Origin of the sequence: Pseudomonas sp. NBRC 111130 (assembly GCF_001320485.1) — a bacterium.
Lineage (GTDB): Bacteria > Pseudomonadota > Gammaproteobacteria > Pseudomonadales > Pseudomonadaceae > Aquipseudomonas > Aquipseudomonas vlassakiae.
In genome coordinates this window covers 1-21,825 of sequence record NZ_BCBG01000022.1, presented here as the reverse complement: position 1 = coordinate 21,825, position 21,825 = coordinate 1, and the positions used below count along the sequence as shown (strand labels likewise).

13 protein-coding genes are annotated in these 21,825 nt (G+C 65.2%); 6 read left to right on the top strand and 7 right to left on the bottom strand.

The window, feature by feature from the left end; translation table 11 throughout:
* Nucleotides 1-13 precede the first annotated feature (13 nt).
* Nucleotides 14-1,102 (bottom strand): polyamine ABC transporter substrate-binding protein, encoded by a 1,089-nt coding sequence (locus APH33_RS12365; protein ID WP_054885414.1) that lies wholly within the window; start codon nucleotides 1,100-1,102, stop codon nucleotides 14-16.
* Between the two features lie 67 nt (nucleotides 1,103-1,169).
* On the bottom strand, nucleotides 1,170-2,528 hold the full coding sequence (locus APH33_RS12360; protein ID WP_054885413.1) for a glutamine synthetase family protein: 1,359 nt from the start codon (nucleotides 2,526-2,528) through the stop codon (nucleotides 1,170-1,172).
* A gap of 183 nt (nucleotides 2,529-2,711) precedes the next feature.
* On the opposite strand from APH33_RS12360, the gene APH33_RS12355 reads away from it, so the two are divergent.
* On the top strand, nucleotides 2,712-3,611 hold the full coding sequence (locus APH33_RS12355; protein ID WP_054885412.1) for a helix-turn-helix domain-containing protein: 900 nt from the start codon (nucleotides 2,712-2,714) through the stop codon (nucleotides 3,609-3,611).
* A 181-nt stretch (nucleotides 3,612-3,792) separates the two neighbouring features.
* A complete protein-coding gene (locus APH33_RS12350) occupies nucleotides 3,793-5,706 on the top strand; it encodes an AAA family ATPase (protein WP_054885411.1) in 1,914 nt (637 codons plus the stop codon).
* A 122-nt stretch (nucleotides 5,707-5,828) separates the two neighbouring features.
* On the opposite strand, the gene APH33_RS12345 is transcribed toward APH33_RS12350, so the two are convergent.
* On the bottom strand, nucleotides 5,829-7,214 hold the full coding sequence (locus APH33_RS12345) for an aldehyde dehydrogenase family protein (protein WP_054885410.1): 1,386 nt from the start codon (nucleotides 7,212-7,214) through the stop codon (nucleotides 5,829-5,831).
* 107 nt (nucleotides 7,215-7,321) lie between these two features.
* Here APH33_RS12345 and APH33_RS12340 point away from each other — a divergent pair, with 107 nt between their 5' ends.
* The 3 genes from APH33_RS12340 (at nucleotide 7,322) to APH33_RS12330 (ending at nucleotide 9,458) form a co-directional block, all read left to right on the top strand.
* Nucleotides 7,322-8,188, top strand: a complete 867-nt coding sequence (locus tag APH33_RS12340) for a LysR family transcriptional regulator (RefSeq protein WP_054885458.1) — start codon at nucleotides 7,322-7,324, stop codon at nucleotides 8,186-8,188.
* 60 nt (nucleotides 8,189-8,248) lie between these two features.
* Nucleotides 8,249-8,701: a hypothetical protein gene (locus APH33_RS12335; RefSeq protein WP_054885409.1), complete on the top strand. Its 453-nt coding sequence runs from the start codon at nucleotides 8,249-8,251 to the stop codon at nucleotides 8,699-8,701.
* A 235-nt stretch (nucleotides 8,702-8,936) separates the two neighbouring features.
* The gene (locus APH33_RS12330) at nucleotides 8,937-9,458 is read left to right on the top strand and encodes an acyloxyacyl hydrolase (RefSeq protein ID WP_054885408.1); all 522 of its coding nucleotides are present in this window, start codon (nucleotides 8,937-8,939) and stop codon (nucleotides 9,456-9,458) included.
* Nucleotides 9,459-9,490: 32 nt separating this feature from the next.
* Here the strand turns inward: APH33_RS12330 and APH33_RS12325 are convergent, their stop codons facing one another.
* The 4 genes from APH33_RS12325 to APH33_RS12310 all read right to left on the bottom strand — a co-directional run bounded on the left by APH33_RS12325 (nucleotide 9,491) and on the right by APH33_RS12310 (nucleotide 15,061).
* Nucleotides 9,491-11,626: a TonB-dependent siderophore receptor gene (locus APH33_RS12325; RefSeq protein ID WP_054885407.1), complete on the bottom strand. Its 2,136-nt coding sequence runs from the start codon at nucleotides 11,624-11,626 to the stop codon at nucleotides 9,491-9,493.
* A gap of 244 nt (nucleotides 11,627-11,870) precedes the next feature.
* Nucleotides 11,871-12,761, bottom strand: coding sequence for a universal stress protein (locus APH33_RS12320; RefSeq protein WP_054885406.1), 891 nt, complete (start codon nucleotides 12,759-12,761; stop codon nucleotides 11,871-11,873).
* Between the two features lie 101 nt (nucleotides 12,762-12,862).
* Entirely contained in the window at nucleotides 12,863-14,272 is a 1,410-nt protein-coding gene (locus APH33_RS12315; RefSeq protein WP_054885405.1) for an efflux transporter outer membrane subunit, read from the bottom strand.
* Nucleotides 14,273-14,290: 18 nt separating this feature from the next.
* Nucleotides 14,291-15,061, bottom strand: coding sequence for a helix-turn-helix transcriptional regulator (locus APH33_RS12310; RefSeq protein ID WP_054885404.1), 771 nt, complete (start codon nucleotides 15,059-15,061; stop codon nucleotides 14,291-14,293).
* Between the two features lie 416 nt (nucleotides 15,062-15,477).
* Between APH33_RS12310 and APH33_RS12305 the strand changes: the two genes are divergently transcribed.
* Nucleotides 15,478-21,825: non-ribosomal peptide synthetase (locus APH33_RS12305; RefSeq protein ID WP_054885457.1), on the top strand; the 6,348-nt coding region annotated here is incomplete at its 3' end.

The following is a 21,825-nucleotide window of genomic DNA, read 5'->3' as shown; positions in this document are numbered from 1 at the left end:
ATGCGTTCTCGGTTCAACGGTTGGACTTGATCTTGCTCCAGGAGCGGGTCATGACCCGCATGATCTTCGGGCTCGGGGTACTGGAGATGTACAGCTTGTCCAGCACTTCCTGGGGTGGGTAGATCTCCGGGTTGTCGACCAGTGACGTGTCCATGTAGGCCTGGGCATCCGGGTTGGCGTTGGCGTAGCCGACCGTGGCGCTGACCTTGGCGATCACTTTCGGGTCAAGCAGGTAGTTGATGAACGCCAGGGCCTGCTCAGGGTTCTGCGCATCCTTGGGGATTGCCAGCAGGTCGAACCACAGGTTGCTGCCTTCCTTTGGAATGCTGTAGGCGATCTTGACCCCGTTTTTCGCTTCCACGGCCCGGTTGGCCGCCTGGAACACGTCGCCGGAATAGCCGAAGGCCACGCAGATATCACCGTTGGCCAGGTCCGAGACGTACTTGGAGGAATGGAAGTAGGTGATGTACGGGCGCAGTTCGAGCAGGCGCGCTTCAGCCTTGGCATAGTCGCCCGGTTTTTCGCTGCGTGGGTCCATGCCCAGGTAGTTGAGCATTGCCGGGAACAGCTCGTCGGGTGAATCCATGAAGGCCACGCCGCATTGCTTGAGCTTCTTCAGGTTCTCTGGCTCGAACAGCGTTGCCCAGGAGTCGATATGGTCCACACCCAGTGCGGCCTTGACCTTGTCGACGTTATAGCCAATGCCGTTGGTTCCCCAAAGATAGGGCACTGCGTACTGGTTGCCGGGGTCATTCTGCTCGAGCTGCTTGAGCAGCTTCGGGTCCAGGTGCTGCCAGTTCGGCAGCTTGCTGCGGTCCAGTGGCAGGAACGCACCGGCCTGGGCCTGGCGGGCCAGGAAGTGGTTGGAGGGCACCACCACATCGTAGCCGGTGCGGCCGGCGAGCAGCTTGCCTTCCAGGGTTTCGTTGGAGTCGAACACGTCATAGACCACCTTGATCCCACTGCTGGCCTGGAAGTCGGCCAGGGTCGTGTCACCGATGTAGTCGGTCCAGTTGTACACGCTGACGCTGGGCGTGGCCTGTGCGGCGGCGCAGAACAGCAGGGCGAAGGTAGCGGGGATCAGGGCTTGCAGATGACGCATGTCGACACCTCGTTGGTCTTGTTCTTTGAGTTCGGTGCAAGGGGGGGCGCTTGGCGCCCCCGGAGAATCACACGCTCAGCAGCAGGAACTCGCGCTCCCACGAACTGATGACGCGCTTGAAGTTTTCATGCTCGGCACGCTTGACCGCGACGTAGCCCTGGACGAACTGCTTGCCCAGGTAGCGCTGCACGGTTTCGCAGTCTTCCATGTGCTGCAGCGCATCCTCGATGGTGATCGGCAGCCGCAGGTTGCGCCGTTCATAGGCACGGCCCTGGACCGGCGCGCTCGGCTCGATCTGCTCGACCATGCCCAGGTAACCGCACAGCAGGCTGGCGGCGATCGCCAGATAGGGGTTGGCGTCGGCGCCCGGCAGGCGGTTCTCCACGCGCATCGCATCGGGGCTGGACGTTGGCACACGCAGGCCGGCGGTGCGGTTTTCCTCGCCCCATTCGACGTTGACCGGTGCCGAGGTGTCCGGCAGGAAGCGACGGAACGAGTTGACGTTGGGTGCGAACATCGGCAACAGCTTGGGGATGTACTTCTGCAGGCCGCCGATGTGGTGCAGGAACAGTTCGCTCATGCTGCCATCGTCATTGGCGAACACCGGTTTGCCGGTGGCAATGTCGACCACGCTCTGGTGCAGGTGCATGGCGCTGCCTGGCTCGTCGGTGATCGGCTTGGCCATGAAGGTGGCGGTGACGTTGTGCTTGAGCGCGGCTTCACGCATGGTGCGTTTGAACACGGTGATCTGGTCGGCCAGGTCCAGCGCGTCGCCATGACGGAAGTTGATTTCCATCTGCGCCGGGCCGTCTTCGTGGATCAGCGTGTCGAGGTCCAGGCCTTGCAGCTCGCACCAGTCGTAAACGTCTTCGAACAGTGGGTCGAATTCGTTGGCGGCGTCGATCGAGAACGACTGGCGCCCGCTTTCGGCGCGGCCCGAGCGGCCCAATGGCACTTGCAGGGGCAGGTCCGGGTCTTCGCAGCGCTGGGTCAGGTAGAACTCCATCTCTGGCGCGACGATCGGCTGCCAGCCTTTGTCGGCATACAGCTTGAGCACCTTCTTCAGCACGTTGCGTGGCGACAGCTCGATCGGGTTGCCCTGCTTGTCGAACGTGTCGTGAATGACGATGGCGGTGGGTTCGATGGCCCACGGGATCTGGTAGACGGCCGTCGGGTCGGGGCGGCAGACCATGTCGATGTCGGCTGCATCGAGCAGGCTGTAGTAAATGTCGTCATCGACGTAATCGCCGGTGACGGTCTGCAGCAGCACGCTTTCTGGCAGGCGCATGCCGCGTTCGTGAAGGAACTTGGCGGTCGGTGCGATCTTGCCGCGGGCGATGCCGGTCAGGTCGCTGATCACGCATTCGACTTCGGTGATGCGGTGTTCTTTCAGCCAGGCGGACAGCTGATCGAAGGGGGCGTTCATACAGACCTCTTGGTTGGGTTTTTTTGTGGGAGCGGGCGGGCCCGCGAAAGCCGTTGCAGGGTTTCGAAGGCATTGCGCTTCCCAGGTGACACGCTGGAGACTATCTTGAGCGCAGGCCCGCAAAGCCATCTATCCACTTTCTTCTGCGATCAATGCACCAAAAGAGTGCAACTAGGACAACGCGTGACAACGCCTAATGCCTTGCAAGTCCAGGCCTTCCACACCACGGATGTGACCGAACAGGTACGCGCCACCCCCGGTTGGCAGCAGCAGTACCGGCAGATGTCGCCAGGCCATTTCAGCGGCCAGCTGCGCTGCCTGGGGCTCGATGGAGTGGAGGTCTACGAGGAGCGACTGAACACACGTGTGGAGCAGTTCTTCCGGGCACCGAGCGGTGCGCTGGCGTTCTGTTTCGACCAGAGCGAAAACAGCCTTTACCTGCTCAATGAGCAAAGCCGCAATATCTGGATCACACCGGAGAACTATCAGGAAGTGGCCGTGGTGTTCGACCAGGCCTTTCTCGCCCGTCATGGCCTGGACCCACAGCGGCTCGAAGGGTTGTTCATGGTGCCGCTGGGCAGTGGGCAGAATGCGCTGTTCGGCAGTTGGCTGAGTGCCACCTTGACCCGCCTGGGCGAGGCCGATTGCCCATTGCAAGGGCAGGCGCTGGCCGAGCAGTTGCTCGAAGATTGCCTGTTCATTCTCGACAACGCCTGCCAGCGCTTGCAAGGCGGGGCGCTGGGGCGGCGCGGCGAGGAGCGGGCGATCATGCAGCGGGTCAGCGAATGGGCGGCAGATTGCCCGGAAGAGACCCTCAACCTGGTGGAGCTGGCCGAGGTGGCCGGTGTGTCGCTGCGCCAGCTGCAGCAGGCGTTCAAGGCGTTTACCGGGATGCCGCCGGCGCACTGGCTGCGGTTGCGTCGGCTCAACGGCGCGCGGCGGGATCTGTTGCGCGGCGGTGAGGTGACCGTTGCGGAAGTAGCCATGCGTTGGTCATTCTGGCATTTGGGAAGGTTTTCAGAGAGTTACCGGCAGTTGTTCAAGGAATTTCCGAGCGAGACCCTCAAGCGGGGCAGGGGCTGAGTTCTTTGTTGTTGCAACTGGCCTCTTCGCGGGCGCGCCCGCTCCCACAGGTTCGTCACTACCCTCAGACCTGGTGATTGTCTCTGTGGGAGGGCGTGCCCGCGAAGAGGCCGGTGCAGACAACCCAGCATTCCCATTGGAAAATTGCTATCGTGCCCGGCAGTTTCCACCCGAGGTCCCGATGTTCTACCTGCCTTTGCCCAGCGACCAGGCCGACAGCCTGGCCAGCGTGCCCCCCGCCACCGACTTCTTCCCGAGCGCCAGCCTGCTGGAAGCTGCCGCCGTGCTGTTCGTGCAGAACCTGCCACGCCAACCGGCCAGCGCCTCGGCGGACACACAGGAGCGCCGCTTCGCCGAGATCGTGCGCATCGCCAATGAAGTCGAAGCTGCAGCCCCAGGCCGCTTCCAGCGGCAGGTCGCCCAGCACTTCGACCGCAAGGCGTTCGCCATGGGGCTGGGCATGCTTGGTGAGAATGGCGTCGCCCTGGTGTCGGCCGAAACCGAGTACCAGGCCGACGAGTTCCAGGACGCCGAAGGCCAGTGGAATTTCCAGTTCGCCGACAGCTATCGCCAGCGCGTCACGCCGCTGCACCCGGTGTACCTGCCGTCACTGGCCAGTGACCTGATGCTCAGTGACCAACAGCACCGCCTGCTGCGCGAGTTTGTCTGCGGTGTCGACGAATCGGTCGCCGTGCAGGGGTTCGCCGGCACCGGCAAGACCTTCCTGATCCACCAGTTCGCACGCCTGCTTGACCCTCAGCGCACGCTGCTGCTAGCCCTTACCGAAGGCCAGCTGCGGGCCTTGCAGGCACGGGTCAGGGATGCCCAGGCCTACACTGCGCTGACCTTCGGCCAGTTGGCCGACGAAATTCTCAACCGTGACCTCACCAGCAATGGCTGGCGCCTGCGCGACCCGTACCGCACCAAACTGTCCTGGCGCCCGCAGGAGGCGCAGGTGGTGCGCTGGCTGAGCATTCCCGACATCGGCCCGCTCGCCGCGCGCGATGTGGTGGCCCTGTGCGTCAAGGCCGTGCGCAGCTTCTGCCGCAGCGGCGACAGCCAGTTGCAGCTGCATCACCTGCCCTGGGCCGGGCCTGGCACCACGCCGCTGGACCAGGAAGTGCTGCTGGAAAAGGCCCGCCTGTACTGGCAGGAGCTGGTCCGCCCGTCAGCCCGCGACATCCAGCTGCCGGTGCGTGACTACCACCGGGTCAAGCTGCTGTCATTGACCGCTGAGGTGATCGACAGCCGCTTTAGCCACGTCATCGTCGACGAGGCCCATGAATTGTCCGCGCCGATGCTCTCGGTGCTCGACCGCAGCCCGCAGTCAGTCATCGCGCTGGGCGACGAGCTGCAGAACCTCAATGGCCTGAGCCCCCACCATGGCAACTTCATTCGCCAGCGCTACATCGACCACTCCCTGCGCGCCGGCCCCGCCATGGACGGCGTGCTGAACCCGTTGATCCAGGCACACCCGGCGACGATCCAGGCGGCCTTCAGTGGCAGTGCCGAGCATTACACCCGGGTGAGTTTCTTCGACACGGTGACCGTGCCTGAGCAGCCAACCGCCTTGATCGTCGATGACGAGTGGGGCCTGTTCGGCTGGTTCCAGCGCCTGACTCATCAGGGGGTGCCCTTCGTGCTGCTGAAAAGCGCGCGCAAGGACTTCGAACTGTTCGTCGAGGACTGCATCGAGCTGTACCGCTACGGCACCCGGGCGCGCCACCCGATGTTGTTCCGTTATCCCAGCTGGCAAGCACTGGAGCAGGACAAAGGTGACGACAAGGCCTTTGTCGCGGTGGCCGGCATGCTGCGTAAAGGCTATACCCCGGAGCATTTTGCCAAGGCCAAGAGCCGTTACCGCTGGGACAAGGCGCCAAAGCTGTTCCTTGGCCGGGTGCGGGATGTGAAGAACATGGAGTTCGCCCGGGTGATGGTGTCGCCGGAGCTGATGGTGGCGCCTGGCACGGCGGGCAATCGCAACGACCGGGCGCGGCTGTTGGCGGGGCTGTATACCGCCTGTTCGCGGGCGCGGCATGAATTGATCGTGCCGGGGGGGATGCTGGACTGGGTCAAGGACCAGGCCCGGGATTGATGTTGCTGGGGCTGCTTTGCAGCCCTTTCGCGACACAAGGCCGCTCCTACAGGGAAACGCGATCCCCTGTAGGAGCGGCCTTGTGTCGCGAAAGGGCCGCAAAGCGGCCCCAATACCTGGAATCAGTTACGATCCAGCCAGACAGTCTGGGCATTGGTGAACTCGCGCACCCCAAAGTGCGAGAGCTCACGCCCGAAACCGCTCTTCTTCACGCCACCAAACGCCACACGGGGGTCGGACGCGCAGTAGCCGTTGATGAACACGCCACCGGTATCCAGCGCGGCAGTCATGCGCTCGGCCAGCGCATAGTCGGCGGTGTAGATGGTCGAAGCCAGGCCGAACTCGCTGTCGTTTGCCAGCTCAACCGCATGGTCGGCGTCACGGGCAGTGATGATCGCTGCCACTGGCCCGAACAGCTCCTGCCTGAAGGCAGTCATGTCCGGGGTGACGTTGGCCAGCACGGTGGGTGCGTAGAAGTTGCCAACCCCTTCGACCTTGTCGCCGCCCAGCAGCAGGGTGGCGCCTTCGGCCAGCGTCGCCTGGACCTGGCCATCCAGCTCGTCGCGCAGGTCATAGCGGGCCATCGGGCCGATGTAGGTGTCGTCTTCCAATGGGTTGCCGACTTTCAGCTTGCGCGTGGCTTCGACGAACTTGTGCGTGAATTCCTCGACGATGCTTTCTTCGATGATCAGGCGCTTGGCGGCGGCGCAGACCTGGCCGGTGTTCTGGTAGCGACCGATCACGGCGGCCTGCACAGCGGCGTCGATATCAGCATCAGCCAACACGATGAACGGGTCGGAACCGCCCAGCTCCAGCACGCATTTCTTCAGCGCGGCACCTGCCTGGGCACCGATGGCCATGCCCGCGCGCACGCTGCCGGTCAGGGTCACGGCGGCGATGCGCACGTCGTTGATGGCGCGAGTGACGCCGTCCGGGGTGACGTTCAGCACTTCGAACACGCCTTCAGGCAGGCCGGCGTCCTTGAACAGTTCACCCAGCAGGTAGGCGCTGCCCATCACGTTCGGTGCGTGCTTCAGGACATAGGTGTTGCCGGCCAGGATCGCCGGCACGGCGCCGCGCAGCACCTGCCAGACCGGGAAGTTCCACGGCATCACGGCCAGGATCGGGCCCAGTGGGCGGTACTCGATGCGGGCTTTCTCGACCTGGGTCGGCTCGGCGGCGAGCATCGCCGGACCGTGCTCGGCATACCAGCGGCACAGGCCGACGCACTTGGCGACTTCGCCACGGGCCTGGGCGATCGGCTTGCCAATTTCACGGCTGATCATCTGGGCGAAGGCTTCGGCCTTGGCTTCGAGGGTGCTGGCCAGGGCGAGCAGGTACTCGCTGCGCTGACCCAGCGACACTTGCCGCCACTGGCCGTAGCCAGCCTTGGCGCGTTGCAGCGCCGCTTCCAGTGCGGCGTCGGTGTCGAAGGGAAAGGCGCCAATCTGCTCGCCGCTGAACGGGTCGACGGAGATGGCGTGGGTCAGGCTGCTGATCGCACTCATGGCGGGTCACTCTCGTTGTTGTTACTCGGTGACGCCAGACTAGTGGGCTATGGCTTTAATGAAAACTGAATAATAATGAGCGAAACATTCACGTTTGGAGAATGACTGTGGACCTGGTGCAACTGGAGATCTTCAAGGCCGTGGCCGAACAGGGCAGCATCAGCGCCGCCGCCCAGCATATCCATCGGGTGCCCTCGAACCTGACCACGCGTATCAAGCAACTGGAGGAAGACCTGGGCGTCGAACTGTTCATCCGTGAGAAGAGCCGCCTGCGCCTGTCACCGGCGGGTTGGAACTTCCTGGAATACACCCGGCGCATCCTCGATCTGGTGCACGAAGCACGGCTGACCGTGGCCGGCGAGGACCCCCAGGGCACCTTCGCCCTGGGTTCGCTGGAGAGCACCGCGGCGGTGCGCATTCCTGCGCTGCTGGCGGCCTACAATCAGCGCTACCCCAAAGTCGACCTCGACCTGTCCACCGGGCCCTCCGGGACCATGCTCGAAGGCGTGCTGGCGGGGCGCCTGGTGGCGGCTTTCGTCGATGGCCCGGTGCTGCACCCCACGCTGGAAGGCATGCCGGTGTTCGAGGAGGAGATGGTGATCATCTCGCCCCTCAACCACGCCCCGGTCACCCGTGCCCAGGACGTCAACGGCGCGAGCATCTATGCCTTTCGCGCCAACTGCTCGTACCGTCACCACTTCGAGAACTGGTTTGTCCAGGACCAGGCGGTGCCCGGCAAGATCCACGAAATGGAGTCGTACCATGGCATGCTTGCCTGCGTCAGCGCCGGTGCCGGCCTGGCCATGCTGCCGCGCAGCATGCTCGACAACATGCCTGGCTGCAGCACGGTCTGCGCCTGGCCGATGCAGGAGCAGTTCCGCTACCTCAAGACCTGGCTGGTGTGGCGCCGGGGCACGGTTTCGCGCAGCCTGAGCATGTTCGTGAAACTTCTCGAAGAGCGGCGGGCGGCGTGAACATCAGCACGGTGTGAGGTCAAACATCAGGTAAGCCATCTCCTTGAGGAGGAGCTGACCATGCGTAACCATCACCATGCTGTGGGCGCCACGTTGCTGATCGCACTGGCGCTGCCCTGGACCCTGGCCGCTGGCGCAGAAGTCGACGACCACAACGCGCCGATCGACATGCAAGCCGTGCAAGTGCAGCCGCAGGAGCAGAATGGCGTGCGCTACCTGGCGGGCGGTATCGGCCAGGATGAGGCCAATGCCATACGCCGGACCCCGGGTTATGACCTGCACGTCGAACTGTCGACCGGTGCACACGGCCAGTTCGAGAGCGGCGCCGCAGTCGACATCCACAATGCACAAGGCAAGTCCGTGTTGAGCCTGCAGGATGCCGGGCCGTTGGTCTATGTCCAGCTGCCACCCGGCCAGTACCAGGTCATTGGCCAGGCGCAGGGTACAACGGTCCAGCAACGGGTCACGGTAAACGGCAAGACGCCTGTCACCGCAAGCCTGAACTGGCATTGAGCGTCCACGACGGGCGGAGTACATCTGTACTCCGCCTCGGCGGGGACCTGCCGCCATCAGCAGCTGGGGCACTACGGGTAAATTCAAGCAATGCTGGCAATTCACTTTCAACTTTCTGATTATCTGGACAATAATCAGAAAAGTATTACGCCGTGTGACCGGCTGCACCGTTCACCGCAAAAATCGAGGGGCCCTAGCCCCCACTTGCCCGTGTGACCATCAGGAGAAGTCATTGATGAAAACCCGTCTTGCCAGCACGCTGGCCGCCGCCCTATTGGTGCTCGGGGGCACCCCTCTGGCCCAGGCCGCAGAAATTTCCGGCGCTGTGGGTGCCACTAGCCAGGGCGACATGACGTACCGTCTCGGTATGGCGTTCGACTGGGACAAGCAGTGGATGAAAAGTGACATCGGCTTTGTGACGGGATATTGGGATGCGGCCTACACCTATTGGGAAGGTGGCGATGCCAGCGGCGCTCACTCGCTGTCGTTCAGCCCGGTGTTCACCTACGAGTTCAGTGGCTTCACCTACACCCCGTATGTCGAAGCCGGCATCGGCCTGGCGGCCTTTTCCAAGACCGATGTGGGTGACCAGCACCTGGGCTCATCGGTCAACTTCGAAGACCGCATCGGCTTTGGCCTGAAGCTGCCGGGTGCGCAGAAGGTGGGGCTCCGTCTGATGCACTACTCCAATGCCGGCATCAAGCAACCGAACGACGGTATCGAGTCCTACTCGCTGTTCTACAGCAAGAGCTTCTGATGCACGGGGCCGCCAGGCGGCCCCCTGTCATTTCAGAAGGTGTAGGCAACCCCAGCCTGCACCGTGCGCGGCGCACCCGGGTACACATAGGTGTTGAACGCACCCTCGTAATAGCCCTTGTTGAACAGGTTCTTCACGTCCAGGTTCAACCGCACGTGCTCGTTGACCTTGTAGAAGCTCAGCAAGTCAACCACGCTGTAGCGCTCCATGGTGTAGGTACTGGCCGCCGTCTGCCCGGCGCGGTCATCCACATACTTCACGCCAACCCCCAGCCCCAGGCCCTTGGCCAGCCCATCCTGGAACTCATAGGTGTTGAGCAGGCTGAAGCTGTTGCGCGGGATGTTCGCCAGGCGAGTGCCGGTGGGGAGGCTGTTGTCCTTGGTCACCTCGGCGTCGACATAGGCGTAGCCGCCGATCATCCGCCATTGCGGAGTCAGGTTGCCGGCGACGTTGATATCCAGGCCGCGGCTGCGCACTTCGCCGGCAGCGACGCTGTAGGTGCCGGTCGGGTCGTTCGGGTCTCGGGTGAGCACGTTTTCCTTGACGATGTGGTAGATCGCCGCGTCCACGCTCAGCTGGCGGTCGAGCGCTTCCCACTTCACGCCCAGCTCGTATGACTTGCCCTTCTCCGGGTCAAAGCCCGTGCCTTGCAGGCTCGCGCCGCTGTTGGGCTTGAACGAGCGCGCGGTGTTGGCGTAGATGGCAACCGTGTCGGTCAGGTCGTACATCAGGCCCAGGCGCGGGGTGACGCCGTTCTCGCCCTTGTTGAAGTCACCAGCATTGTTGAGCTTGTTGTCGTAGTCATGCTCGTAGCGCTCGAAACGCACCCCGGCGAGGGCTTTAAGGCGCTCGGTCAGGGCCACCTGGTCCTGGATGAATGCCGCCCAGGTCTTGAGGTTTTCCTTGTCATGGGTGGTGGTGCGGGTCAGGGCAGGGCGCGGCTGGCCCAGCACCGGGTCGAAAATGTCGATCGGGTAGGCACCGCTACCGGCGGCCGAACGCTGGATGATCGAGTTGTAGTCATAGTCTTCGTATTCGATACCGGTCAGCAGGGTATGGGCGAAACCGCCCGTGTCGAAGTGGCCGGTGAGGTTGAGCTGGTAGTCACGGTCGGTCCACTCCAGCTTGCGGTAGTTGAAGTTGCGCCCCAGCGTGCGACCGTCGGCCTGCAGGCCGTTGGCTTCCACCGCGTTGCCCTTGAGCGAGCCGTCCAGCCATTGCAGGCCACCGCCCAGCGTCCAGTTGTCGTTGAGCAGGTGCTCGAAGCGCAACTTGGCCATGTCGTTGTCGTTGTGCAGCAGGTTGTCGCTGCCTTTTTCCCAGACGTTGGTGTCCCGCGAAGCTGTGCCGATCTGGCCGGGCAGGCGAGTCAGGCCGCGATCCAGCGGGTGGTTGTTACGCATGAAGTCGCCTTCGAAGATGACCTTGGTGGCGTCGTTGACCTGCCAGCTGATCACCGGTGCAACGTCATAGCGCTCGCTTTCGACATCGTCGCGGAAGCTTTCGCCACCTTCGCCCAGTATGTTCAGGCGATACGCCAGCGAGCCATCGGCATTCAGCGGCCCGGTGGCGTCAAGGGTTGCCCGGTGCATGCCCTGGTCGTCGAACTGGCTGCCGAGGGTCACCTTGGGCTCGGCCAGCGGCTGCTTGCTGACCACGTTGAACGTACCTCCGGGGTCGCCACGGCCATACAAGCTGGTGGCCGGGCCGCGGATCACTTCGAGGCGCTCGACGGTGTTGGCGTCAGGGGCGTTGGGGTAGCCGCGGTTGATCGGGAAGCCGTTGCGGTAGAACTCGCCGGTGGTGAAGCCGCGCACGGTGAAGGTGGTCAGGCCCTGGCCGCCGAAGTTGTTGGCGCGGCCGACGCCACCGGCGTAGTCCAGGCCATCCTGCAGGCGGGTGGCGCCGGTGTCTTCAAGCACATCCCTGGGCACCACGCTGATCGATTGCGGGGTCTCGTGCAGGGCGGTGTCGGTGCGCGTTGCACTGGCCGAGCGGGTGGCCTTGTAGCCATCCACCGGGCCATCGGCGCGTTCGCTGTCGGCGCTGCTGGTGATGTTCAGGGCCTTGAGTTCGATCTGGGCGGGTTCGCCGACAGGTTCAGGCTCGGCAAAGGCCAGCGGGGAGATAGCTTGAAGCACACAAAGCGAAACGAACGTGCGACGCATCGACGGTACGATCCTGGAGTAGGGCGCTGAGGGGGAGTGGGGGAAGCGCTGAGAAACTACTACGAATCATTATCAAATGCATTCTTTTTAATTAGAACTGGTGTGCCAGATACCGTGCACTTGGCAGGGCCGGCCTCTTCGCGGGCACGCCCGCTCCCACAGCGGCCCCGCAGCCCATCAGGCTGGTGGTATACCTGTGGGAGCGGGCGCGCCCGCGAAGAGGCCGGTTCAGGCAGCCGAACGCTCAGCGAGCGCCCTTTATGGCCAGCACATTGCGCAACGGATGCTCCAGCACATGCGCCGTGGTTCCACCCAGGAATGTCTGCATCGCATCATGCCGATGGCTGCCCATCACGATCACATCGACCCGGCTGTGGCTGACGAACTGGGCAATCGCGCGGATCGCCGCACCCTCGACAAAATGCCGTCGCTCCAGCGGAATCTGGTGGTGGTCGCCCAGCCGGTTGAACGCCGCCCGCTGCGCCGTGCGCACACTGCCATCGAAGCCTGGCATGGTGACGGTGCCGGCACCAAAGTCGGCGATATGGGTCTTGGCTGCATCGCACACATGCAGCAGGTGCAGTTCAGCGTTGCATTGCAGGGCCAGGGCATGGGCGCTGTGGATCACCTGATCGTCCAGATGCTCGCCGGTACCCAGGCAGTTGAGGTCCACCGCCGCCGCAATCTGCCGGGGCAGCGGCAGGCGGATGTCGCTGACCAGGTGCACGGCCACCGGGCTTTGCTTGAGCAATTGCCAATCCAGCGGCGTGACCAGCAAGCGCTTGAGTACCGGTTCGTGCTGCACGTCCTTGATCAGCAGGTCGCAACCGAGCCGTTCGATGCGTTCAAGCACGCTGCCCAGCGGGTCGCGGGTCAACAGCAGTTCGGTGGAGACATCGAGCCCGGCGTTGCCCAGTTGCTCGGCTTCGTCGGCCAGCCACTGGCGGTTGTCGCCAAGTAGCCGCTCACGCTCGCGGCCGTCGCTCATCAGGCCAAAGGTGTCGACATCGTCGACGAACACGTTGATATCCAGCAGGGCACCACTGGACTCGGCCAACGCCGCCGCGCGCTGCAGCGCCGGGGTATGGCGCATTTGCGGGCCGAGCATGACGAACAGACGCTTGAACTGGCTCATCGCACACCTCCACGTGTGGCAGCCCCCCGGTTCATGCCATGTCATCTGGTCTGTACAGTCTAGACCCCGTTCGTTGCGAGCACCCGAGCGCGGCCCAAGCCCTAGCGAGGCTTCTCTGCAGCTTCCTGCCAGCCCCCACCCAGTGCGGCATACAGGTTCACTTCCGCCACCAGTTGCGCCAGACGATCACTGATCAGCCCTTGCTGGGCGGTGAACAGCGAGCGCTGGGCATCAAGAAAGGTCAGGCTGCTGTCCACGCCATTGCGGTAGCGATGCTCGGCCAGGTCGTAGTAACGCTGGTTCGACGCCACCAGCTCGCGCTGGGCCTGCAACTGCCGCTGGTAGGTCGCCCGTGCCGCCAGGCCATCGGCCACTTCCTGAAACGCGCCCTGGATGGCCTTCTGGTACTGCGCCACCTGGATGTCCTGCTGCAACGTTGCATAGTCCAGGCTGGCGCGCAGGCTGCCGGCGGTGAAGATCGGCAGGCTGATCTGAGGCTGGAACAGCCAGGTGCCGCTGCCGCCGTCGAACAGGCCGCTCAGCTGCGGGCTGGTGCTGCCGGCGTTGGCGGTAAGGCTGATGCTGGGGAAGAACGCCGCCCGCGCCGCGCCGATGTTGGCGTTGGCCGCGCGCAGCTGGTATTCCGCCTGGACGATATCCGGGCGGCGGCGCAGCAGGTCTGAAGGCAAGCCCGCTGGCAGCCCGGCGATCTGCTCGTCGGCCAGGGGCAGGGCGGCCAGGTCGCCCTCCACCGGCGTACCCACCAGCAAGGTCAGCTGGTTGAGGTCCTGGGCCACCTGGCGTTGGTAGCGCGCCACCGTGGCCCGGGTGCTGTCGACGCTGGTGCGCGACTGGATCTGGTCCAGCGCCGATACCGTGCCGGCACGGCGCTGGGCGCTGGTCAGGCGCAGGCTGCGCTGGTCGGCGGCCAGGGTTTCCTGCGACAGCACCAGCAGCTCCTGATCGGCCCGCCAGGTCAGGTAGGCGCTGGCTACACTGGCCACCAGGCTCAGCTGAGTGCTGCGCCGCGCCTCTTCACTGGCCAGGTACGTCAGCAGCGCCTGGTCGCTGAGGCTGCGCACGCGGCCGAACAGGTCCAGTTCGTAGGCACTGATGCCCAGCGTCGCGGCGTAGGTCGAGCTGATCATGCCCTGGTCGGTACCGGTCATGCCACGGGGCAGGTACTGGCGCTTGCCCTGGGCATCGGCCGACACCTTAGGCAGCAGGTCGGCACGCTGGATGCGGTACTGGGCGCGGTAGGCCTCGACGTTCAGTGCAGCCTCGCGCAGGTCGCGGTTGTTGGCCAGCGCGCGGTCGATCAGTTGGCGCAGCACCGGGTCCTGGAACACCTGGCGCCAGTCCTCGGCGTGCTGGCGCGCCAGCGCGTCGCCCTGATAGGCCGGGCCTTGCGGGAACTGCTCGGGCACAGGGGCGGCGGGGCGCTGATAGTCCGGTACCAGGGAGCAGCCGCACAGCAGCACGGCGCACAGGGAAAGGGCATGTCGGGGCATCAAGGGGCTCTCGTACGGTCAGGCGCCGGCCATCCATTTCGCCAGCCCATGGCGGCCACTGACCCCCAGCTTGGCGGTGGCGCGCTTGAGGTAGGTTTCGATCGAACTGTTTTTCACATTCAGCTTCTGCGCCAGTTCCGGCACCGTGCCGCCGGTCAGCAGGCCGAGGCACACTTCCTCTTCACGGCTGGAAAGCCTGACAGCTTCCTGGACCAGGCGCTCGCCAAAGCAGTGGCGCAACGACCCCGCTTCAACGTCGGCCAGGGGCGAGCCGACGCGGCGCGGCAAGCCCTGGCCGAGCAGCTGGCCATGGTGCTCGACCAGTGGCAGCAAGGTGTCGGAAAGGCTCTTCAGGTGTGACAGTTCAGCCAAAGAAAACGCCCGTTGCTCTGGCAGCCGATGGAAACAGATGACCCAGCGTCGGTCACCGCTGCACGACACCAGGTGGCACTGGTGGGGATGCTGGGCGTCCAGCGGTGCCTTGAACTCGATCAGCAGCGGGTCGTCCATCTGCATGATGCTCTGCAGCAACGGGTGGCGCAGTGGTTCGCTGCCCGGCCGTTGCTGCTCCAGGCCGGCACTGCCCAGCAGCCGGATGTGGCTGATACGGGCCTGGCGCGGGTCCAGGGTCCATTCGCTCAGCTCGAGCCTGTGGACCGGTACCTGGGCATCGACCAGGCATAACATCTGTGCGGCGAAGCCTTCGGCGCCGGTACTGGCGATCAGTTCGCCCAGTTGCAGGTACAGCCGAGGGTCGGGGCGGTGTGCGAGGCTGGCAGTCAGCTTCATATCCTTTCTTCCTTGATTCAAAGCGTTACGGCGGGTGGTCGCGCAGTCGAGGGCTCCGGATGACGGGGTAGGTGACGGTATTCAAGCCCGCAGCGGGGGCTGCGTCTGTAATGGAAAACCGGGACAGAAAATGCCATCAAAGACGACGTGGCGAGTGGGGCATGAAACAGTGGCGAATGCGCAATACGCCCCGACCAGCCGGTCAATTGGCGTCATTAGCCTGACGTTTCGCGCCCGTTTCCTGCCGAATGGCGTGGGCGTAAGCCATCAAGGGCGGCACGCTATGGTTGATTTCCTACAGGCTTTTCAGCAGCTTTTGATACACGCTCCGGTTGTCCGGGTTTAAGGGGCCATACAGTGCGGGGAGGGGGTGCTTGAATCCGCGGATGATCAAGCCAAGAAGGACCTGCCCCCCCATGCCTGCCGCCGAAACCTTTGCCCTGACCGTTGCCCAGCGTGATATCTGGCTGGACCAGATCGGCCACGGCGACTCGCCGCTGTACAACATCGGCGCCTATGTCGAGTTCGACGGTGGGTTGGATGTCCCGCGGTTGCGCCAGGCGCTGGCGCACCTGGTGGCGCTGCACGAAGGCTTGCGCACGGTGCTGCTGGCGCCAGAGGGCCAAGGGGGCGTGCCGCGTCAGTGCTTTGCCGAAACGCTGACGGTGGCGTTAGCCGAACATGACCTGCGCGGTGTCGAAGACCCCATGGCCGCCGCCCGGTCGTTGCTCGACAGTTTTATGCAAAAACCTTTTGCACCGGGCGCCGGTGCCTTGTGGGGTACGCAGTTGATCAGGCTTGGCGAGCAGCGCTACCTGTTGGCGCTGCAGGCGCATCACCTGATTCTCGACGGCTGGGGTGTGGACCTGTGGTTCAAATGCATCGCCGACTACTATGGCCTGCTGGGCCAGGGCGCACCTTTGCCGGAAAGCGCGCCCGGTTACCGTGAGTTCGTCGAAGACGACAGCCAATACCAGGCGTCGGCACGCCATGCGCGTGACCGTGACTATTGGCTTGGCAAGTACCAGCAGTTGCCCGATGCCTTGCTGGCGCCGCGTGAGCGCGGGCGGTTGTCGGCTGGTGAGCCCAGCGCGGCCCTGGAGCTGCCCTTCGACAGCCAGCTGCTGGCGCGCATGAACGCACTGGGCAGCGAACTGCAGGCGTCGGCCTTCCACGTGCTGCTGGCGGCAATGCACGTGTGCTGCACCCGCACCTGGCAGCGCGACCAGTGGGTGGTCGGCGTGCCGGTGCGCAACCGTGCCAGCGCGCGCTTCAAGTCGACCCTCGGGCTGTTTACCCAGGTCAGCGCCTTGCGCATGGATTTTGGCCGCAGCCAGTCCTTTGCCGAACTGGTGCGCAGCATTCGCGATGCACTCAAGCAGGACTTTCGTCACCAGCGCTACGCCCTCAGCGAGTTGAACCGCACGCTTGGCGCCCTGCGCGAAGAGCGGCCGCAGCTGTTCGAACTGATGGTGTCCTATGAAGAAGATGGCAACGCGCTGCGCTTTGGCGGCGCTTGCGGCCATACGGTGATGATCTGCAACAGCCACGAACCGACGCCCCTGAGCCTGCACCTGCGCAGCAACCTGCACAGCGGCAAGGCCCATCTGCACCTGGTGCACAACCTGGCCTGGTTCAGCAAGGACGAGGTCGCCGCCTTGGCCGAGCGGCTCCTGCACGTGTTGCGGCAGGGGCTGGAGCAACCCGCGCTGAGCGCCGCCGATTTCGACCTGATAACGGCCGCTGAACAGCGGCAGCTGCAGCATTGGCACCAGGCGGCGATTGCCCAGGGGCAGCCGGAGCTGTTGATCCACCGACGAATCGAAGCCCAGGCCAGGCGTCGGCCAGCGGCGCTGGCGGCCGTGCACGGTGGCCAGCGCCTGAGCTACGGCGAGCTGAACGGCCTCGCCAATCAGCTGGCGCGGCGGCTGATCGGCCTGGGCGCAGGCCCGGACCTGCGGATTGCCGTCGTGGCCCAGCGTGGGCTGGATACCCTGGTCGGCCTGCTGGCGGTGCTCAAGGCTGGCGCCGCCTACGTGCCGATCGACCCGGCGCATCCGCAGGAACGCCTGGCCTACCTGCTTGAAGACAGCGCGCCGTGCGTGGTGCTGACCCATTCCCGGTTCAGTGCACGCCTGCCAGCCCACGGCCTGCCGCAGATCGAACTGGACCGCTGCACCTGGCAAGCGCCGAGTGCCGAGGCGCCCGCCGTCCCACAGCTGGCAGCGGGCAATCTGGTGTATGTCATCTACACCTCCGGCTCCACGGGCCTGCCCAAGGGCGTGATGGTCGAGCACCGCATGCTGGCCAACCTGGTCGACTGGCACTGCAACGCCTTTCACCTTGGCCCGGGCCGCCACCAGTCGAGCCTGGCCGGTTTCGGCTTCGATGCCATGGCCTGGGAAATCTGGCCAGCCTTGTGCAGCGGCGCGACCCTGCACCTGGCGCCGGTACGCGAGGGCGGCGAAGACATCGACGCCTTGCTGCACTGGTGGCGCGAGCAGCCGCTGGACGTGAGCTTCCTGCCGACGCCGGTGGCCGAACATGCCTTCGCCCAGGGCGAACTGCACCCGACCCTGCAGACCCTGCTGGTCGGCGGCGACCGCCTGCGCCGCCTGGCCCGCGAACGCCGTTACCGGGTGGTCAACAACTACGGCCCCACCGAAGCCACCGTGGTGGCCACGTCGGGCGAAGTGCAGGCCGGGCAGCCGCTGCACATTGGCGGGCCGGTCGCCAACACCCGGCTGTACGTGCTGGACGAGCAGCAGCAATTGCTGCCCCTTGGCGCTGTCGGTGAGTTGTACATTGCCGGCCATGGCGTGGCACGCGGTTACCTGAACCGCCCCGAGCTGACTGCCGAGCGCTTTCTCGACGACCCGTTCAGTACGCACCCCGGGGCGCGTATGTACCGAAGCGGCGACCTGGTGCGCTGGCGGGCCGACGGCACCCTGGAATACCTCGGGCGCAACGACGACCAGGTGAAGATCCGCGGCGTGCGGGTCGAGCTGGCCGAAATCGAAGCCGCGCTGAACAGCCATGTGGCCGTGCGCGAAAGCGTGGTGCTGCTGCGCGAGGGGCAGTTGCAGGCCTGGTACATCGGCGCCTGTGCGGTAACGCCACGCGCGTTGCACGAGCACTTGCGCGAGCGCTTGCCTGCCACCTTGCTGCCCGTGGCCTACGTCAGCCTGGCCGGCTGGCCGCTGACGGCCAACGGCAAGCTCGACCGTCGCGCCTTGCCGGCGGCGGACGAAACCGCGAAAGTACGCCGCGAGCATGAGGTCCCCCAAGGCGACATCGAAGCGCGGCTGGCCCTGCTCTGGGCCGAGCTGCTGCAGGTCGAGCGGGTAGGGCGCCAGGATCACTTCTTCGAGTTGGGTGGCCATTCGCTGCTGGCGGTGCAACTGATCGAGCGCATGCGCCAGCAAGGCCTGCAGGCTGACGTGCAGGTGCTGTTCGGCCAGTCGACCCTGGCCAGCCTGGCGGCTGCCGTGGTGGTCGGCGAGATTGCAACGGTGCCCGCCAATGGCGTGCAGCCGGGATGCCAGCGCATTACCCCCGAGATGCTGCGGTTGACCACGCTCGACCAGGCAACCATCGAGCAGATCGTCGCGACAGTGCCGGGTGGCGCCGCCAATGTGCAGGAAATCTACCCACTCGCGCCGCTGCAGCAGGGGCTGCTGTACCACCATGTCAGCGAAGCCCGGGACCCCTACCAGCAGCAGGTGCTGTTTGCCTTCAATAGCCACGCGCACCTGCAGGCCTTTGTCGAGGCGCTGCAAAAGGTGATCGAGCGCCATGACATCCTGCGCACCAGCCTGGCCTGGGAAGGGCTGCAGCAGCCCCAGCAGGTGGTCTGGCGCCAGGCCCGCCTGCCAGTGGAAAGCTGGCCTGTACCGGCGTCGGGCGATCTGGGCGCGCAGTTGTGCCAGGCCTTCGACCCGCAGCAGCGGCCGCTGGACCTGCGCCAGGCACCGATGATGGCGATGGTCACCGCCGAAGACCCGGGCCAGGGCCGCTGGCTGGGCTTGCTGCGCTTCCACCATCTGGTCAACGACGCGGTTTCCCTGCAGGTGCTGCTGGGCGAACTCGAAGCCTTCATGCAACAGCGCGGTGGGCAGTTGCCGGTACCGGTGCCGTACCGCGACTACGTGGCACTGAGTGGCGATGCCGAACGGCAGGCGCGTCACGAAAGCTATTTCCGCGAGCAGCTGGCTGGCGTCGAGCCGCTGGCAGCGATCCCCGGGCTGGGCGGGAAAGCGGTCGACGAAAACGACCTGCACAGCCATAGCGCCACGCTGGACGTCGCGCTCAGCGAGCGCTTGCGCCAGCAGGCGCGTCGCCACGGCGCCAGCCTGGCCAGCCTGTTGCACCTGGCCTGGGCCCAGGTGCTCGGCAGCTTGTCGGGCCGTGACGAGGTCATGCTCGGGACCGTGCTGCTGGGCCGGACCATGGCCGGTGACGGCGCCGACCGCGCCCTGGGCATGTTCATCAACAGCCTGCCGCTGCGCATCAACCTGGCCGGGGGGCCGGCAAGCCTGGCCCTGGCCGAGACCCATGCACGGCTTGCCAGCCTGCTCGGCCACGAAGATGCACCCTTGTTGCTGGCCCAGCGCTGCAGCGGGCTGCCCGCCGGTACTTCGCTGTTCCAGGGCCTGATCAACTACCGCCAGGGCGCCTTGCCGCACGGCGAGGTGCTGCCGGGCGTGACCTTGCTGCAGGCCAGCGAAGTGCTCAGCCACGGCCTGGTGCTGAGCGTCGACGACCTGGGTGACGCGCTGCAGCTTGGCCTGCGAGCGCCCCGTGCAGTCGGCGCGCCACGAGTGCTGGCCAGCCTGCTGACGACCCTGCGCCAGTTCGCCGACGGTATGGATAGCCCTTTGACGACGCTGTGCAGCGTGCCGGGCGACGAGCTGGAACGTCTGCTGCACACCTTCAACCGCAGCGAAGACCGCCTCAGCCCGCTGGCCAGCACACTGCCTGCACTGTTCGAGGCCCAGGTGCGGCGCACCCCACTGGCCCTGGCCGTGCAAACGGATGACGCGGCCCTCGACTACTATACCCTCAACGCCCAGGTCAATCGCCTGGCCCATCGCCTGATCGGGTTGGGCGTCGTTGCTGATTCGCGGGTGGCGATCTGCGTCGAGCGCGGCGTGTCGATGATGGTCGCGCTGCTGGCGGTGCTCAAGGCCGGTGGTGCCTATGTGCCGCTCGACCCGGGCTATCCGCTCGAGCGCCTGCGCTTCATGCTCGATGACAGCGCACCCACCGTGGTGCTGGTGCACGCGGCCACGCGGGGGCTGTTCGACACGCTCGTCACGCCGATGCTCGACCTTGACGATGACGCTTGGCACGCGTGCAGTGCCGAAAACCCGCATGTGCCGGAACTCGGGCCGTCCCGGCTGGCCTACGTGATGTACACCTCCGGCTCCACCGGTACGCCAAAGGGCGTGATGGTCGAGCACCGCGGCCTGTGCAACCTCATGCACTGGGGCTCGCAGATCTGCCCGCCGCAGCCGGGCGGGGCGTTGCTGCAGCGGGCGCCGTTCAGTTTCGACGGTTCGGTCTGGGAGCTGTTCTGGCCGCTGGTGGCCGGGCTGCGGCTGGTCTTGGCCCGGCCTGACGGGCACCGTGACCCGGCCTATCTGGTGCAGTTGGTCCAGGCCCGGCAGGTAACGATCATGAAGTTCGTACCGGCGCTGCTGCATCAGTTCCTGGAGGAGCCGGGCGTGGAGCGTTGCAGCAGCCTGACCGACCTGTTCTGTGGCGGTGGCGAGCTGACCCTGGCGCTGCTGCAGCGCATTCGCCAATGCCTGCCGAAGGTCCGCGTGCACAACGTCTATGGGCCCACCGAGGCGACGGTCGACAGCACCGCCTGGACCTTGCAGCCCTTCGAACCGTTGCCCGCGCTGGCACCACCGATTGGCCGGCCGATCGCCAACACCCGCCTCTATGTGCTCGACGCCCATGACCGTCCGGTGCCGCTGGGGGCGGTGGGCCAGTTGCACATTGGCGGCGTTGGCGTGGCCCGAGGTTACCTGGGCTTGCCGCAGCTGCAGGCCGAACGTTTCATCGCCAGCCCCTTTGTCGAGGGCGACCGGCTGTATCGCACCGGCGATCTGGTGCGTTACCGACAGGACGGTGAACTGGACTTCGTCGGGCGCAACGACTTCCAGGTCAAGCTGCGTGGGCTGCGTGTGGAGCTGGGCGAGATCGAGGCTGCGCTGGCGGCGCACCCGGTGATCGGGCAAAACGTGGTGCTGATGCGCGAGGAGCGCCTGGTGGCGTACTTCACTTGCCGCGATGGCTGCCCGCCGCCCGCCCTGGAGGTGCTGCGCAGCCACCTGCTGGCGCGCATGCCCGAGTACATGGTGCCGCAGGCGTTCGTCGCGCTGGCCGAACTGCCGTTGAGCCCCAATGGCAAGGTCGACCGCCGGGCCCTGCCGGCGCCGGGGCCAGAGGCTGTGATCAGCCGGGAGTACCAGGCGCCGCAGGGCGACCTGGAAACCGCATTGGCATCGATCTGGACCGAAGTGTTGAAGATCGAGCAGGTGGGGCGTGAGGATAATTTCTTCGAGCTGGGTGGGCATTCGTTGCTGGCGGTGAGCCTGGTGGCGCGCATGCGCCAGGCCGGGTTGCACGTCGATGCCCGGACCTTGTTCAGCCAGCCGACATTGGCGGGGCTGGCGGCCAGTACCAGTCGGGAGCAGGTGGCGGTGGTGATACCGCAGACGACCATTCCGAGCCTGGGGGGGAAGCGGCGGCGG